General features: G+C 71.8%; 15 protein-coding genes. 4 read left to right on the top strand and 11 right to left on the bottom strand.

Annotation, left to right across the window (positions count from 1 at the left end):
• Positions 1-110 precede the first annotated feature (110 nt).
• Both ASF44_RS23620 and ASF44_RS23615 read left to right on the top strand, forming a co-directional pair.
• Entirely contained in the window at positions 111-1352 is a 1242-nt protein-coding gene (locus ASF44_RS23620; protein WP_056901695.1) for an alanine--glyoxylate aminotransferase family protein, read from the top strand.
• A 37-nt stretch (positions 1353-1389) separates the two neighbouring features.
• Positions 1390-2367 carry a tripartite tricarboxylate transporter substrate binding protein gene (locus ASF44_RS23615; protein ID WP_056901694.1) on the top strand — a complete coding sequence of 326 codons (978 nt, stop codon included), beginning with the start codon at positions 1390-1392 and terminating at the stop codon, positions 2365-2367.
• Here ASF44_RS23615 and ASF44_RS23610 read toward each other — a convergent pair.
• The 3 genes from ASF44_RS23610 to ASF44_RS23600 are packed head-to-tail and all read right to left on the bottom strand — an operon-like array spanning position 2351 to position 5365.
• Complete coding sequence (locus tag ASF44_RS23610; protein ID WP_056901693.1) at positions 2351-3295, bottom strand: ornithine cyclodeaminase family protein; 945 nt, start codon at positions 3293-3295, stop codon at positions 2351-2353. The two genes, ASF44_RS23615 and ASF44_RS23610, sit on opposite strands and share 17 nt — an antisense overlap.
• Positions 3292-4887 carry an MFS transporter gene (locus tag ASF44_RS23605; protein WP_056901692.1) on the bottom strand — a complete coding sequence of 532 codons (1596 nt, stop codon included), beginning with the start codon at positions 4885-4887 and terminating at the stop codon, positions 3292-3294. The genes ASF44_RS23610 and ASF44_RS23605 overlap by 4 nt, the downstream gene beginning before the upstream one ends.
• A gap of 52 nt (positions 4888-4939) precedes the next feature.
• Positions 4940-5365 (bottom strand): hypothetical protein, encoded by a 426-nt coding sequence (locus tag ASF44_RS23600; RefSeq protein WP_056901691.1) that lies wholly within the window; start codon positions 5363-5365, stop codon positions 4940-4942.
• A gap of 131 nt (positions 5366-5496) precedes the next feature.
• Here ASF44_RS23600 and ASF44_RS23595 point away from each other — a divergent pair, with 131 nt between their 5' ends.
• The gene (locus tag ASF44_RS23595) at positions 5497-6321 is read left to right on the top strand and encodes a helix-turn-helix domain-containing protein (RefSeq protein WP_056901775.1); all 825 of its coding nucleotides are present in this window, start codon (positions 5497-5499) and stop codon (positions 6319-6321) included.
• On the opposite strand, the gene ASF44_RS32425 is transcribed toward ASF44_RS23595, so the two are convergent.
• From ASF44_RS32425 to ASF44_RS23555, 8 genes are all read right to left on the bottom strand, one after another.
• A complete protein-coding gene (locus ASF44_RS32425; protein ID WP_056901690.1) occupies positions 6322-6756 on the bottom strand; it encodes a type II toxin-antitoxin system VapC family toxin in 435 nt (144 codons plus the stop codon).
• 2 nt (positions 6757-6758) lie between these two features.
• Positions 6759-7064, bottom strand: coding sequence for an Arc family DNA-binding protein (locus ASF44_RS32420; RefSeq protein ID WP_162243863.1), 306 nt, complete (start codon positions 7062-7064; stop codon positions 6759-6761).
• Positions 7065-7108: 44 nt separating this feature from the next.
• Positions 7109-8527, bottom strand: coding sequence for an efflux transporter outer membrane subunit (locus tag ASF44_RS23580; RefSeq protein ID WP_056901688.1), 1419 nt, complete (start codon positions 8525-8527; stop codon positions 7109-7111).
• Positions 8528-8529: 2 nt separating this feature from the next.
• On the bottom strand, positions 8530-9432 hold the full coding sequence (locus tag ASF44_RS23575; RefSeq protein ID WP_056901687.1) for an HlyD family secretion protein: 903 nt from the start codon (positions 9430-9432) through the stop codon (positions 8530-8532).
• Positions 9429-9647: a DUF1656 domain-containing protein gene (locus tag ASF44_RS23570; protein ID WP_056901686.1), complete on the bottom strand. Its 219-nt coding sequence runs from the start codon at positions 9645-9647 to the stop codon at positions 9429-9431. Before ASF44_RS23570 ends, ASF44_RS23575 begins: the two co-directional genes overlap by 4 nt.
• Complete coding sequence (locus tag ASF44_RS23565) at positions 9644-11683, bottom strand: FUSC family protein (RefSeq protein ID WP_056901685.1); 2040 nt, start codon at positions 11681-11683, stop codon at positions 9644-9646. The genes ASF44_RS23570 and ASF44_RS23565 overlap by 4 nt, the downstream gene beginning before the upstream one ends.
• Positions 11680-12198: a MarR family winged helix-turn-helix transcriptional regulator gene (locus tag ASF44_RS23560; RefSeq protein ID WP_056901684.1), complete on the bottom strand. Its 519-nt coding sequence runs from the start codon at positions 12196-12198 to the stop codon at positions 11680-11682. Before ASF44_RS23560 ends, ASF44_RS23565 begins: the two co-directional genes overlap by 4 nt.
• Before the next feature lie 131 nt (positions 12199-12329).
• Positions 12330-13394: a type II asparaginase gene (locus tag ASF44_RS23555; protein WP_056901683.1), complete on the bottom strand. Its 1065-nt coding sequence runs from the start codon at positions 13392-13394 to the stop codon at positions 12330-12332.
• Positions 13395-13565: 171 nt separating this feature from the next.
• On the opposite strand from ASF44_RS23555, the gene ASF44_RS23550 reads away from it, so the two are divergent.
• Positions 13566-14567, top strand: a complete 1002-nt coding sequence (locus tag ASF44_RS23550; RefSeq protein WP_162243862.1) for a heme-dependent oxidative N-demethylase subunit alpha family protein — start codon at positions 13566-13568, stop codon at positions 14565-14567.
• Positions 14568-14629 lie beyond the last annotated feature (62 nt).

Raw genomic sequence — 14629 nt, 5'->3', positions numbered from 1 at the left:
ATGGATTTTGCATTCAAATTTTTGCTTGGTCGTTGCCATAGAGCTAGGGTTATCCATGCCTAGACAATGTTTTTTGAATGCAAAAATTCGAAAGGCAACAAGGACCCGACATGCTCCAGCTCGACATCCACCCGACCGGCCGCCACTTCCTGCAGATCCCGGGTCCCAGCCCGGTGCCCGACCGCATCCTGCGGGCCATGAGCCTGCCCACCATCGACCACCGCGGCCCGGAGTTCGCCGGCCTCGGGCGCAAGGTGCTGTCGGGCATCCAGCAGATCTTCAAGACCCAACACCCGGTGGTGATCTACCCGGCCTCGGGCACCGGCGCCTGGGAGGCCGCACTGCTCAACACGCTGAGCCCTGGCGACCACGTGCTGATGTACGAGACCGGGCACTTCGCCAGCCTGTGGAACAAGATGGCGACCAAGCTCGGCATCGCCACCGAGTTCCTGGCCTGGGAGGGGCGCGACGAACACCTGCCGAACGCCGGCAGCTGGCGCCGCGGCGTGCAGGCCGACCTCATCGAGGCGCGGCTGCGCAAGGACGTGGACAAGAAGATCAAGGCCGTGTGCGTGGTGCACAACGAGACCTCCACGGGGGTGACGTCGGACATCGCCGCCGTGCGCAAGGCCATCGACGCGGCCGGCCACCCGGCGCTGCTGATGGTCGACAGCATCTCGGGTCTGGCCAGTGCCGACTACCGGCACGACGAATGGGGCGTGGACGTCACGGTCAGCGGCTCGCAGAAGGGCCTCATGCTGCCGCCCGGCATCAGCTTCAACGCCTTGTCGCCGCGCGCGCTGGAGGCATCGAAGTCGGCGAAGCTGCCGCGCGCCTTCTTCGACTGGGCCGAGATCGTCGAGATGAACAAGACCGGCTACTGGCCCTACACGCCCAGCACCAACCTGCTGTATGGCCTGTCGGAAGCGCTGGACATGGTGCTGAGCGAGGGCCTGGAGAACGTGTTCGCACGCCACCAGCGCTGGGCCGCCGGCGTGCGCGCAGGCGTCAACGCCTGGGGCCTGCCGATCCAGTGCGCCGACCCGGCCGTCTACTCGCCCGTGCTGACCGGCGTGATCACGCCCGAGGGCGTGGACGCCGACGCGCTGCGCAAGCTGATCCACGAGCGCTTCGACCTGTCGCTGGGCACGGGCCTCGGCAAGCTCAAGGGCCGCATGTTCCGCATGGGCCACCTGGGCGACAGCAACGACCTCACGCTGGTGGCCATGGTGGCGGGCGTCGAGATGGGCCTGCAGCTGGCCGGCGTGAAGCTGGCCGGCAGCGGCGTGCAGGCCACCATGGACCACTTCGCGCGCCATCCCGCCCCCTCGCCCCTCAAGAACGTCAGCTGAAGCGTTCGCGGCATCCCAACACATCCGGAGACACACGATGCAAAGACGTTCCCTGATCCAGGCCGTGGGCGCCGCGGCGGCCACGCTCGGCGCCCCCTCGCTGTTCGCGCAAGACTGGCCTTCCGGGCCGGTGCGCATCGTGGTGGGCTTTCCGCCCGGCGGCGGCACAGACGCGCTGGCGCGCGTGGTGGCGCAGAAGCTCACGGCCATGTGGGGCCAGTCGGTCATCGTGGAGAACAAGCCCGGCGTGGCGGGCGTGCTGGCGGCCGAGTACGTGGCCCAGCAGCCCAGCGATGGCAGCACGTTGCTGATGGCGCACATCAACAGCCACGCGCTGGCCCCCAGCCTGCAGCCCAAGCTGCGCTACGACGTGCAGCGCGACTTCGTGCCCATCGTGATGGTGGGCGTGACGCCCAACCTGCTGATCGCCGGCCCCGGCCAGAAGGCCACGGCGCTCAAGGACATCGTGGCCCTGTGCAAGGCCGAGCCCGGCAAGGTCAGCTTCGGCTCGGCCGGCGCGGGCTCGGCCCAGCACCTGGCGCTGGAGATGTTCAAGCTGCAGGGCGGGCTGGACGCCATGCACGTGCCCTACAAGGGCAGCGGCCCGCTGCTGGCCGACCTCATGGGCAACCAGATCCAGTACAGCTTCGAGACCATGACGGCGGCCACGCCGCACGTGAAGAGCGGCAAGGTGGTGGCCGTGGCGCAGACGCGCACGCGCCGCGCCAAGGGCCACCCGGGCGTGCCGACCATGCAGGAGCAGGGCTTCGAGGGCTTCGAGGCCACCACCTGGTACGGCTTGGTCGGCCCTGGCAAGCTACCCACGCCGATCGCCGACAAGGTGAACCGCGACGTCAACACCGTGCTGGCCATGCCCGACGTGCAGGAGCGCATGGACACCTACGGTGCGGAGGACGGCGGTGGCACGCGCGAGAAGTTCACGCAGTTCATCGCCAGCGAGACCGCCAAGTGGGGCAAGGTGGTGCGCGACGGCAAGGTCAAGGTCGACGCGTAGCGTCGGCCTGTTCCTCTGCATCCAGCACGGCGACCGCTGCAGCGAGGTCTTCGAGCGCTGTGCCCACGGCCTTGAACACGGTGCGCTCGCCGGCCGTGCGGCGGCCCTGGGCGGTGCCCGCCACGAGATCGGAAAGCGTGCCGCGCACGTCCTCGGCGCGGAACACGCCGCGCGCCAGCGGCCCCAGCAGGTCGCCGCTCTTTTGCAGCGCCTCGGCCGTGTCGATCCACAGGCCGGCACCGGCGAAGCAGGCGTCGTCGGCCTCGCACATCTGGGGCGAGAAGCTGCCGATCAGGTCCAAGTGGCTGCCCGGGGCCAGCCAGGCGCCGTGCACCACGGGCGCGGTGGCCAGTGTGGCGCAGCTCACGATGTCGGCGCCCGCGCAGGCGGTGGGCAGGTCGTGCGCGGCCAGCGCGTCGAAGCCGTCCTCCCGCAGATTCGCCGCCAGGGCCGTGGCCTGCGGGGCCGAGCGGGCCCAGACCGTCACGCGGCGGATCGGCCGCACGGCCGCGAAGGCCGCCGGCAGCAGCCGCGCGAGCCGGCCTGCGCCGACCACGAGCAGGTGCTGCGCGTCCTCGCGCGCCAGGTACGAGGCCGCCAGCGCCGAGGCCGCCACCGTGCGCCGCGCCGTTATCGCGTCGCCGTCGAGCAGGGCCAGCGGCACGCCCGTGGCGGAGTCGTGCAGCAGGTAGCTGGCGTGCAGGCCGGGCAGGCCGCGCGCCGCATTGCCTGGCGCGATGTTGATGACCTTCACGCCGTAGTGGCGCGCGGTCCAGGCCGGCATGATCAGCGATGTGAAGCCGCTCTCCACCGCGTGCGTGTGGCGCAGCGGCACGGTGCAGGGCTCCGCGAAGGCCTGGCGCAGCGTGGGGATCAGGCGGTCGAAGGGCAGGGCGGCGTGGACCGCGGCCGCGTCGATGGACCTCATGCCTCGGCCAGGTAGTGCTTCATCTCCACCGCCTCGCCCGGCAGCACGAAGGCACGCACCGTGGCCTCCAGCTCGTGGTCGGCCTGCGTGTGGCGCGCGCGCTGGTGCAAGTAGTCGGCCCAGGAACTCACGATGAAGCGCTCCACGTAGCGCGAGGGATCGGCCAGGTCGCGGTAGACACGCCAGAAGGTGGCGCCATCGCGCTTGCGGTGCGCGCGCAGCAGGCTGGTGGCCTCCAGGAAGGTGGCGGCCTCCTCGGGCCGGATGCGGTAGCCGATCTCGATGGCCACGGGGCCGGCCTCGGGCGCGGGCTCCTTGGAGACGTAGAGCTCGTCCCAGGGTGTGGTCTGCGTCACCTCCTGCGCCTCGCCCATGCGCAGCGGGAAGGGCTTGCCCAGCAGCAGGCCGCCGGCCATCGTGGCTGCCGCCACCACCAGCGTGAAGGTCAAGCCCGTGATGTCGGCCATGGCGCCCCAGAAGGCCGAGCCCAGCGCGAACGAGCCCAGCGCGCACAAGGTGTGCATGGCCACCGCACGCGAGCGCACCCAGGGCGGCACGCTGGTCTGGGTGGCGGTGTTGAAGGTGGACATCACGGCCATCCAGGCCGCGCCGCCGGCCACCAGCGAGAGGTAGACCAGCGCCGGCCAGGGCGCGAAGGCGGCGATCAGGTTCACCACGGCATAGACGATGCAGCCGATGGCGACCAGCTTCTCCAGCCCCACGCGGTGGCGCAGCTGGCCGACCACCAGGCCGATCAGCACGGCACCGGTGCCCAGGCAGCCCATCAGCATGCCGTAGCCGGTGGCGCCCAGGCCCAGCTTCTGCGCGCCGATGGTGGGCAGCAGCGCCCACAGCGCCGAACCCGCGCCGGCGTAGGCCACGGTGCGCACCAGCTGCGCCAGCACCGTCTGCGAATGCCAGGCGAATCGCAGCGCGGCCATCATGCCGCCCCACAGGCGTTCGGCCGGCAGCCGCGAGGGCGGGTGCGGCTTGGGCGGATAGCGCCGGATGGCCAGCGCCATCACCACCACGGCGACAACAGCCAGCGCGAAGTTCCAGGCGCCGCCCACCAGCGTGAACACCAGGCCGGCCAGGGCCGGGCCGACCGCGCGCGCCGCGTTGTAGGCGATGGAGACGCAGGTGATGGCCTGGGGCAGGTCCGCACGCGTGACCGAATCGGCGATGGTGGAGTTCCAGGCCGGCGACAGCAGTGCCGTGCAGCAGCCCGCCACGAAGATCATGAACAGCAGCGTGCCGGGCCCGCCGATGCCGGCCAGCAGCAGCACCGCCATCAAGGTGCCCGCCACCGCCTGCACCACCAGCGCCGTCAGGATCAGCCGGCGCCGGTCGGTGATGTCGGCCAGCACACCGGCCGGCAATGACAGCAGGAACATCGGCAGGAACACGGCCGTCTGCACCAGCGCGGCCAGGAAGGACGAGCCGGTCAGCTCGACCATCATCCAGGCACCGGCCATGGTCTGCATGGCGTTGCCGATGAAGTAGATGCCCCCGGCGCTCCACAGGGCGCGGAACTGCTGGTAGCGCAGCGTGGCCCAGATCGAGGGGTTGTGGGGCAAGGGCGTTGCGCTCATGGGCGCAATTGTCCATATTTAAACCAGCAGTCCCCGGGGGATTGGTGCAACTTCAGGCCGAAGTCGCCAGGCCGCCGCGCTGCGGGCGCGTGGCGCGCAAGCCCATCCACTGCGCCTCGGCCAGCAGCACCACCGTCACGGCCTGGGCGACCACCCAGGCCATGCCCAGCGCCGTGACGGCGTACAGGCCACTGGCCAGCAGCGCCGCGCAGGCCGCGGCCCAGCCGAAGTTGCCGATGGCCACGAGCCCGACCAGGGTGCGCGGCGGCGAGGCCCGGCTGGCCACGGCGGCGGCTGCCGCGGCATAGGCCAGCAGGAACAGGCCGGTGCCCAGCAGCAGTCCGCCGGGCAGGCCCGTGAGGCGGGCCAGGGCGTCGGTGGCGCCGACCTGCAACGCGCCTGTGGCGGCACACGAGGCGGCATCGACCCACATCACGCGGGACAGGAAGCGGGGCGCGGCGAAGAACGAGGAAGACATGGCGGACTCCTTGGGTTGCACGCCCGGGGACCGTCCCCTGGCGTTGGAGCGCATGGTTGCGCGGGCGGCGCTGCGAAGCCATGACCTCGCAGGTCATGGGCGCGCGGTGGCCGGGCGCCAGAATCGGCGCCATGCCCAGCCCCTCCCATCCCCTGCGCCAGCCCGGCGCCCGCGACCCGTTCGGCCTGCACCTGCGCCACTGGCGCCAGCATCGGCGCATGAGCCAGCTGGACCTGGCGGGCGAGGCGGACATCTCCACCCGGCACCTGAGCTACGTGGAAACCGGCCGCGCCGCGCCCAGCCGCGAGATGGTGCTGCGCCTGGCCGAGCGGTTGGAGGTGCCGCTGCGCGAACGCAATGCGCTGCTGGTGGCGGCCGGTTTCGCGCCCATGTACCGCCAGCGCGCGCTGGACGACCCGGCCCTGGCGGCGGCGCGGCGTGCCGTGGACCTGGTGCTCAAGGGGCATGAGCCCTATCCCGCGCTGGCGGTGGACCGGCACTGGCAGCTGGTGGCGGCCAATGCCATCGTGCCGCTGCTGATGGCGGGCGCGGCGCCCGAGCTGTTGCAGCCGCCGGTCAACGTGCTGAGGCTGTCCCTGCATCCGCAAGGGCTGGCCAGCCGCATCGCCAACCTGGCGCAGTGGCGCGCGCACCTGCTGGAACGGCTGCAGCAGCAGGTCGCGGCCACGGGGGACGCGGTGCTGCAGGCCCTGCACGACGAACTGGCGGCCTATTCGGTCGGCGAAGGCGGCCACGCCGCGACGGCGGGCGGCGGCGAGCTGTCCAGCGTGGTCGTGCCGTTCCAGCTGCGCACCGAGACGGGCGTGCTGAGCTTCATCAGCACCACGACGATCTTCGGCACGCCGGTGGACGTGACCTTGCAGGAACTGGCGGTGGAGTCGTTCTTTCCGGCCGATGCGGCCACGGCCCAGGCGCTCGCGGCGTTGAAAGCCTGATCAGTCCAGGCTGGCCAGATGGGTCTGGGCCGCTGTGCCCAGCTTGGCGTCGAAGGTGGCCAGCGGGGCTTTGAGTTCGGCGGCCAGCCAGAGGTAGGCGGCGTCGTAGGCGCTGAGCTGGTAGCGGATGGCCAATTCAAGCACCTGTGCGGGGGGCACGTCGTGCAGCGTGATCTCGATCTGCGCGAAGGCTGCGAGGCCGTCTTTCGCCGTGTCGGGCATGCCTTGCCTGTGCTTCTTCAGGGCGACGCTCGTGATCTCGGTGGCCAGCAGGTGCGGGGCGTGCAGGGTCCGGGCTTCGATCGCATCGCCCGCCTGCCGCTCCCACTCTTCCTGAAACAGCAGCCCGGCCAGCACGCTGCAGTCGACCACCAGCGGGGGCAACACCAGGTAGTGCGCTGGCGGTTCGGCCACATGCAGGGCGGACGGCGGCATCGTCAGCGCGCGTCGCGTTCGGCGCGGATGATGTCCCGCCCGGTCGATACACCGGTGATCGGCCTGGGGTATTTCGCGCGCAGTTCTGCTGCGATCTGCGCGACGGTTTTCCAGCCCTGGACCTGGCCCACCGGCTTGGCGGCGGGGGCTGGGGTGCCTGCCACGGCGCCTTCCAGAATGGCCATCAACTCGCCCTGCAGCGAGCGGTGGTTGCGCGCGGCGCGTTGGCGCAGCGCCTCCGCCCACGCTTCCGGCACATCTTTGACAGAGAGATTTGGCATATTGGCTCCATATTGGATCTGATCCATTCTGGAGCCGAAGACGTGAGACGTCAAATGTCTGCCCCGGCCTGCTACCAGCCCCCGCCCAGCGCCAGGAACACGCCCACCTGGTCGTCCGCCAGCTGTGCATCCGAGGCTGCGAGCGCGGCGTCGCTGACCGCCATGACGCGCTCGGCATCCAGCGCATCGAGGTAGCCGGTTTTGCCGTTCTGGTACAGCTGGCGCGCCTGCCGGGCCACGCTGGCGCTGTCGTCGCGTGCGGCCTGCAGGGCCGCATGGCGGTCGAGTTCGCGCGCGTAGACCACGAGCGCGGTCTCGGTCTCGCGAAGGGCGGTCAGCACCGTGCCGTCGAAGCGGGCCAGTGCCGCGCGCGTGCCGGCCTGCGCCTGCGCGATGCGGGCCTGGGCCACGCCGGTGTTGGGTACGGTCCAGGAGATCAGCGGGCCCAGGCTCCAGCTGAAGGTGTCGCCACGCGCGAAGCCCGATGCCGCGCCGACCGAGCCGGCCGACAGGCCCAGCGTGACCTTGGGATACAGATCGCCGATGGCCACGCCGATGCGCGCCGTGGCCTCGGCCAGCGCGCGTTCGGCCTGGCGGATGTCGGGCCGGCGCCGCAGCAGTGCCGCGCCGTCGCCCACGGGGATGGCGCCAGCCACCTGCGGCGGTGTCTCGCAGCTGGCCACGTCGCGCGGGAAATCCTGCGGCAAGGCGCCCGTCAGCGTGGCCAGCCGGTACAGCGCGCCCTGGCGCTCGGCCTGCAGCGGCGGCAAGGCCGCGTTCAGCTGCTGCAGTTGGGCGCGGGCGCGGGCGGCGTCGATGCTGCCGGCGCGGCCGGCCTCTTGCAGCCGCTCGGTCACGCCCAGCGCTTCGCGCTGCAGTTGCACGGACTTCTGCGCGGCCTGCAGCCGCAGCCCGCTGGTGCAGGCCTGGGCGTAGGCGCGTGCCGTGGCGGCGGCCACGTTCACGCGCACCAGGTCGACGGCGGCCTGCGCGCCGGCGCTGCCGGCTTCGGCCGCCTCGATGGCGCGGCGGATCTGGCCGACCCAGTCGACCTGGTAGGACAGCGACGCGTTGGCGCCGTAGTGCACGGCGTTGGGCGGCACGTAGTCCTTCTGCAGCAGCGACAGGCCCGAGACATGGCCGTATGAGGGGCCGCCGCTGATGCCGATGCCGGGCTTGGTCGCGCCGCCGACTTCGGTTTCGACGGCCTGCATGCGCTCCAGGTTGGCGACGGCCTGGCGCAGGTCGGTGTTGTGCGTGAGCGCCTGGCCGACCAGCCGGTCGACCACGGGGTCGTGCCACAGCCGCCACCAGTCCTGCGGCAGCGGTTCGGCGGAGAACGGCGCGGCCTGTGCGCCTGCGAAGGGCCCTGCTGCGGCCGGCTGGCTGGCCAGCGCCTCGGGCGGTTGGTGGTAGTTGGGGCCGACCGGGGCCGTGCTGCAGGCGGCGAGCAGCGAGGCCAGGGCGAACGGGGCGAGGAGGCGGGCCATGCTCAGCTCCTGGGCGCGCCGGCGGTCTCGACCACCTGCACCGTCACGGTCTGGCCGGCGACCAGGCGCGTGCCCTCGGGCAGCGGGTCCAGGCGCACGTGCACGGGCACGCGCTGGGCCAGGCGCACCCAGTTGAAGGTGGGCGTCACGCTGGGCAGCAGGTTTGCGCTGGTCGAACGGTCGCGGTCGGCGATGCCGGCCGACAGGCTGTCCACCGTGCCCTCCAGCACGCCGCCGCTCATGGGCGTCACGCGCACCCGGTCGCCGATGTGGATGCGCGGGAGCTTGGTCTCCTCGAAATAGCCCTCGACATAGAGCGAGGCGGCGTCGACCAGGGCCAGCGCCGGCCGGCCGGCCGTGGCGTAGCTGCCCTGGCGCAGATCCAGGTTGGTGATGAGGCCACCCACCGGTGCCCGGACCTCGGCGCGCGAGAGGTTCAGCTGCGCGGTGTCGCGCGTGACGGTGGCCTGCGCCACGCCGGCCTGGGCCTGCGCGACGCGCATGCGCGTCTGCTCGCGCACCTCCTGCGAGACCAGGTTGCCGAGCGCCTGGTTGCGCGCGTCCTCGCGCTGGGCCTGCGACAGCGCGACCTGCTGCGCGCCCAGCGCCGCCTGGGCCTGGCGCAGCGCGAGCAGGAAGCGCGCACGGTCGACCTCGAACAGCAGCGTGCCGCTGGCCACGGCCTGGTTGTCGGCCACCGGCACGGCCGTGACCAGGCCCGAGACGTCGGGCGCGATCTGCACGATGTTGGCGCGCACGCGGCCGTCGCGCGTCCAGGGCGCGACCTCATAGTGGTCCCACAGCCGCAGGCCGGCCCAGATGGCGGCGGCCGTCACGAGCAGGGTCAGCAGCACGCGGGCGCTGCCCACGGTCCAGGGGTGCTTGAAGAAGGAGGCGGTCTTCATGGTGAACCTGTTTGCAGAAGGTAAGCGGCCCGGCTGAGCCCGTAGAGCAGCAGCACGTACAGCGCCACGTCGAACAGCGCCGGATGCCAGATGTGGCGGTACAGGCCGGTGGCGGCCAGCAGGCGCCGCAGACCCCACAGCACGCCTAGCGTGCAAAGTGCCAGCGGCATCAGCCAGGGCATGTACAGGCCGTAGAAACTCAGCTCGCCGATCATGGTGTGGCTCCTTGCGCCAGGGGTTGTGCGCGCGGGAAGAGGTTGCGCCGCAGGCCGACCAGCGCGGCCACGGCGGCGTGCCATTCCGGGCCGGTACGCGGCGCGGCCAGCGTGGCCTGCAGCGTGTCGTCCAGCGCCGGCAGGAGCGCAGCCGGCACGGGCGCCGCCGGCCCGCTGCTGCGCGCGCCGAAGAAGGCCGCGATGGCGCCCAGCAGCTGGCCCGTCGTCGCCGTCGGCAGATGGGCACGGGCCTGCTGCAGCGTGACGATGTCCTTGCCCACGCGCAGGTCGCGCAGCGCGTCGTTGGTGGTGGCGTCCTTGCGGCCGTCGGCGGTGGTGATGCGCAGTGCCAAGAGGCCGATGCGGTCGAGCACGCGCACCGTATAGCCATCGTCCTGCGGCGCGCGCGGGGCGGCCGCCATCTCGCCAAGCTCGCGCCAGATCGCGCGCTGGATGCGGCGCGCACTCCAGTCGGTGCCGACCGAGCGCATGAGGCCCGTGATGCGGGCCGCGGCCACGGCGCCCAGCGTCTGGGCCAGCGTGGCGTTCAGGAAGCCCACGATGTCGGCGTTGCCGGTGTCGTGCATGGCCAGCGTGCCGCCCAGGCCGCCCATCAGCATGGCCATGGCGGCCAGAAAGGTGCTGGGGCGCGCCATGTAGCAGCCCAGCACCAGGAAGGCCGGCGCGCAGATCAGCACCAGCATGCCGAAGTCCTGCACCAGCGGCAGCAGCACCAGCACGTACAGCGCCGACAGCGGGATGGACCACAGCGTGTACTTCAGGAAGGCGTTGATCGCCGGCGCCGGGTCGTCCATGGTCGCGAAGAAGCAGCACAGCACCGCGGCCATCATGGTCGCCACCGAGCCCGAGGGCCAGCCGGTCAGGATCCAGAAGGCGCTGCACAGGCAGACCACCAGCACCGCGGCCGCGCCCGACCACAGCGCCATGCCCACGTCGCGGTGCAGCACGCGGTGGCCCAGCGCGGCCTGGTGGCGTGCCGGCGCCGCGCCCTGCAGGCCGGCGTCGATCTCCTGGCGCAGCGCGGTGCAGGCGGCCCAGCTCTCGACGAGTTCGCCCAGGCGGCAGGCCAGGGCGATGCGCAGGGCGCGCTGCCAGTCGCTTGCCGGGGCGTCCGCCAGGGCGTCGATGTCCGGGCGCAGGAGCGCGGCCGGGCTGGCGTGGGGCGCCTGCAGCCAGGTGCCGATGCGCGCCAGCAGCGCCGTCACGTCCTCGGGCAGCGCACCCGCGTCCTGCTCCAGCGCCTGCAGCCGGTCTTCCACGGCCGACAGCAGCGGCGTGAGCGCGGCCACGCGGTCCTGCATCGCGCCGATGGCGCCGGCCGTCCAGCGGAAATGGGTGGTGTCGAAGGGCACGTGGGTCGACAGCAGGCGCAGCTGCGTGATGTCGGCCGCGAGCCGGCGGCGGTCCAGTTCCAGCGCCTGGCCACTGTTTTGGCTGTCCTGGCGCAGCAGGTCGGCCAGCCAGCGCCGCGCGTCGCGCAGCGTGTTGTCCAGGAGGCCCAGCACGCTGGGCGCCAGGCTTTGCGGCAGCACGATGCTGTGCACCAGCGTGGCGCAGACGATGCCGATCCAGATCTCCTCTACGCGCAGCGTGGCCGTGTCGAACAGGGTCTGCGGCGTCTGGACCGAGGGAAAGCCGATCAGCGCGGCGGTGTAGCCGGCCAGCATGAAGACATAGGAGGCCGGCGAGCGGTCCAGCAGCGAGAAGAACAGGCAGGTGCCGACCCACAGCGCCAGCGCTAGCGTCAGCAGCTCGGGCGCGGAGGACAGCGCTGGCACCAGCAGCAGCGTGGCCGTGCAGCCCAGCAGCGTGCCCAGGAAGCGGTAGATGGCCTTGGAGCGCACTGCCCCGGCCAGCGGGTTGGCCACCACATAGGCCGTCAGCAGCGCCCAGAACGGGCGCGGCAGGCCAGCCCGGCTGGCGCAGTACATGGCCAGCATGGCCGCGCCGAAGCTCTTCAGCGAGAACACGAATTCCCCGCGCGTGAAGCGCGGCAGCGCAGGCCGCAGCGTCATGGCGCGGGCCGGTTGGCGGAGGGAGATGCGGAGGCGGGCGCCCGGCTCGGCATCACGCAGCCCAGGCGCTGCTCCAGCGTGGCGAACACGCGCAGGCAGGCGGCGAGGTCGGTGTCGGGCACACCTTCGAACAGATGGGCCCGCAGGTCGTGCAGCGTGGCTTCGATCTGGGCGCGGGCGGTGGCGCCGGCCGGGGTCAGGTGCAGGGTCTTGGCGCGGCGGTCGGCCGGGTCTTCGCGGCGTTCCGCGAGGCCGGCGGCCACCAGCTGGTCGAGCGAGCGCACCAGCGAGGCGGCCTCGATGCCCAGCAGTTCGGCCAGCTGGACCTGGCGCACACCGTCGCCCTGGCGGCCGATCATCACGAGCGGCCAGGCCATGGTGGCCGACACGCCATGGTGGGCCACCGCCTTGTCGGCCATGGACTTGTAGGCCCGCTGCAGCACCGACAGCAGCATGGTGGCCGCCATCAGCGCGGTCTCGCGCTCGGGCGGCAGGCTCAGCGGGTTCTCGGACATTTCGTTAGCGCTCTATTAATTAGCTTGCTAACGATTATAGGGAGTTACCCTTTTTCTTGCAGGGCGCCGCGTTGCAGCGCTGGATCAGCTGCGGTGCGGGGCCTGCGCCGTGGCAGGCCCCGGATCGCCGATCAGTATTCCCAGAAGACGCGCTGCAGGTCGGCCGAGCTCAGCGGCTTGGTCAGCGCGACCATGGCCAGGATGCGGGCCTTCTGCGGGTTCAGGTCGTGCGCGACCACCCAGTCGTACTTGTCGTCGGGCTGCTCGGCGTTGCGCAGCACGAAGCCGGCGGGCACGCGCGCGCTGCGGATCACCTGCACGCCGTCGGCGCGCAGCTTCTGCAGCGTGGGCACCACGCGGTCGGCCACCGAGCCGTTGCCGGTGCCGGCGTGGATGATGGCCTTGGCGCCCTTGCCGATCGCCTCGACGCTGGAAGCCGGCACGTTGCCGTAACCGTAGGCGATGTCGACCTGCGGCAGCGCGGTGATCTCGTCGATGTTGAACTCCGACTGCGCGGTGTGGCGCTTGACCGGCGCACGGAACCAGTAGTTCTTGCCCTCGACGATCATGCCCAGCGCGCCCCACTGGCTCTTGAAGGCTTCGGTCTTGATGTTGATGGACTTGCTGACGTCGCGGCCGCTGTTGATCTCGTCGTTCATCGTGACCAGCACGCCCTTGCCCATGGCGTCCTTGCTGGCCGCCACGTTGACGGCGTCGTACAGGTTCAGCGCGCCATCGGCCGACAGCGCGGTGCCCGGGCGCATGGAGCCGACCACCACGATGGGCTTGCTGGTGCGCACCACGAGGTTCAGGAAGTAGGCGGTTTCTTCCAGCGTGTCGGTGCCGTGGGTGACGACGATGCCGTCCACGTCGCCCTGCTTGGCGAGCGCCGAGACGCGCTTGGCCAGCGTCAGCAGGTGCTCGTTGGTGAAGCTTTCCGAGGCGATCTGGAACACCTGCTCGCCCTTGACGTTGGCGACCTTGGAGATTTCCGGCAGGCCGGCGATCAGCTTGTCCACCGGCACCTTGGCGGCGGCGTAGGTGGCGCTGTTGGCGGCGGATGCGCCGGCCCCGGCGATGGTGCCGCCGGTGGCCAGGATCACCACATTGGGCAGGGCCTGGGCATGGGCGATGGCGCTGGCCGCCAGCAGTGCGGCACTGGCCGCGAACGCGCGGAAGCGGGAGGGGAAATGCATGAGGAAAGCTCCTGGAGTGTTTGCGTATGGCCCGGGCGCCGGCGCGGCGCGCGCCACCTTGTGGTGCATGGCGCCAGGCCGGTGTCCCGGGGCGCGGCGGAAGATACAGGAACCGTGCCTGGACGGGTGGGGCCGGGCATGCCGTGTCCGCATGGGGTGATGCGGGGCGGCATGGCCGCCGTCTGCCACCATGCGCGCATGCCGTTCGACTTCGATGCCGCCGTCCAGGCGCCGTTCCGCATGCAGCCCGGGCTGCGCCGCCTGCAGGCCGGTGCCGCCCAGCTCACGCCGATGCCGGTGGGCGGCGCGCACTGGCGCGAGAAGCTGGCCGTGCTGTCCACGCGCGCCGGCCAAGCCCTGTGCCGCGCGCCGGGCTTCGATCCCCAGCCGGCCCTGGCGCAGCTGTGCCGCCACGCGGCCGCCGAACAGCCCGCCGCCTGGACCTGGGACGGGCACGAGGCCCGCGCGCCCGCGCTGGGCCTGGCCGTGGCTGGCGACACGCCGCGCGCCCTGCACGCGATGGCCAGCGCCGAGACCCTACATGCAGCGGCCAACGCCGACGCCGTACACGCAGCGGCGAACGCCGATGCCCTGCAGTGTCTGCAGGCGCTGCCCGCCGGCTGGCGGCTCGCGGGCTTGCTGGCCCTGGCCTTCGCCGAGGACTTCGCCATCCTCGACGCCGCCACCACCCGCATCCCCTGGCTGGCCGTGGCGCTGCCTTCGCACTGGGCGCCCGAGCGCAAGGTCGGCCGCCCATTCGCCGAAGTGCATGCCCCGGTGGCCGACAACGCGCTGCTGCTCCACGCGGCCCGGGGCCTGGCGCAGCTCGTGAGCGGGCCAGCGCACTGGGAGCGCTTCGTCTGGACGATCGCGCCGGGCAGCCGGCTGCAGGCGCACCCGGACCATGTGCCCGCCCATGGCTGGGCCGGCGTGGATGTCGCCAACGCCTGGTGGCGGACCGAGCGGCAGACCTTCATCCCCGTGCCGGGCGCGGCGCAGGCGGTGTTCACGATCCTGGTGGAGGTGCGGCCGCTGGCGCAGGCCGTGGCCACGCCGGCGCAGGCCGCACGATTGCGCGAGGCGCTGGCCAGCATGAGTCCGGCGGTGCTGGCCTACCGCGGCCTGGCGCCGGTGCGCGGCGCGCTGCTGGACTGGCTGGCCGCGCGCTGCTGAGTCGCTGCTGTATGGCAGCTGAGGCGGCTGAGGCGGGGCAGGGCGGGCCGGGACTGCGCTGT

The organism is Pseudorhodoferax sp. Leaf274, from assembly GCF_001422445.1.
GTDB lineage: Bacteria > Pseudomonadota > Gammaproteobacteria > Burkholderiales > Burkholderiaceae_C > Pseudorhodoferax.
Note: the sequence above shows the minus strand (reverse complement) of the source record. Positions and strands in the feature narration are given on the sequence as shown.

Bases quoted from the DNA above. Each gene is read 5' to 3' on its own strand.
- ASF44_RS23620 (WP_056901695.1), top strand. From the start codon at position 111: ATGCTCCAGCTCGACATCCACCCGACCGGCCGCCACTTCCTGCAGATC.
- ASF44_RS23615 (WP_056901694.1), top strand. From the start codon at position 1,390: ATGCAAAGACGTTCCCTGATCCAGGCCGTGGGCGCCGCGGCGGCCACG.
- ASF44_RS23610 (WP_056901693.1), bottom strand. From the start codon at position 3,295: ATGAGGTCCATCGACGCGGCCGCGGTCCACGCCGCCCTGCCCTTCGAC.
- ASF44_RS23605 (WP_056901692.1), bottom strand. From the start codon at position 4,887: ATGAGCGCAACGCCCTTGCCCCACAACCCCTCGATCTGGGCCACGCTG.
- ASF44_RS23600 (WP_056901691.1), bottom strand. From the start codon at position 5,365: ATGTCTTCCTCGTTCTTCGCCGCGCCCCGCTTCCTGTCCCGCGTGATG.
- ASF44_RS23595 (WP_056901775.1), top strand. From the start codon at position 5,497: ATGCCCAGCCCCTCCCATCCCCTGCGCCAGCCCGGCGCCCGCGACCCG.
- ASF44_RS32425 (WP_056901690.1), bottom strand. From the start codon at position 6,756: ATGCCGCCGTCCGCCCTGCATGTGGCCGAACCGCCAGCGCACTACCTG.
- ASF44_RS32420 (WP_162243863.1), bottom strand. From the start codon at position 7,064: ATGGATCAGATCCAATATGGAGCCAATATGCCAAATCTCTCTGTCAAA.
- ASF44_RS23580 (WP_056901688.1), bottom strand. From the start codon at position 8,527: ATGGCCCGCCTCCTCGCCCCGTTCGCCCTGGCCTCGCTGCTCGCCGCC.
- ASF44_RS23575 (WP_056901687.1), bottom strand. From the start codon at position 9,432: ATGAAGACCGCCTCCTTCTTCAAGCACCCCTGGACCGTGGGCAGCGCC.
- ASF44_RS23570 (WP_056901686.1), bottom strand. From the start codon at position 9,647: ATGATCGGCGAGCTGAGTTTCTACGGCCTGTACATGCCCTGGCTGATG.
- ASF44_RS23565 (WP_056901685.1), bottom strand. From the start codon at position 11,683: ATGACGCTGCGGCCTGCGCTGCCGCGCTTCACGCGCGGGGAATTCGTG.
- ASF44_RS23560 (WP_056901684.1), bottom strand. From the start codon at position 12,198: ATGTCCGAGAACCCGCTGAGCCTGCCGCCCGAGCGCGAGACCGCGCTG.
- ASF44_RS23555 (WP_056901683.1), bottom strand. From the start codon at position 13,394: ATGCATTTCCCCTCCCGCTTCCGCGCGTTCGCGGCCAGTGCCGCACTG.
- ASF44_RS23550 (WP_162243862.1), top strand. From the start codon at position 13,566: ATGGCCGCCGTCTGCCACCATGCGCGCATGCCGTTCGACTTCGATGCC.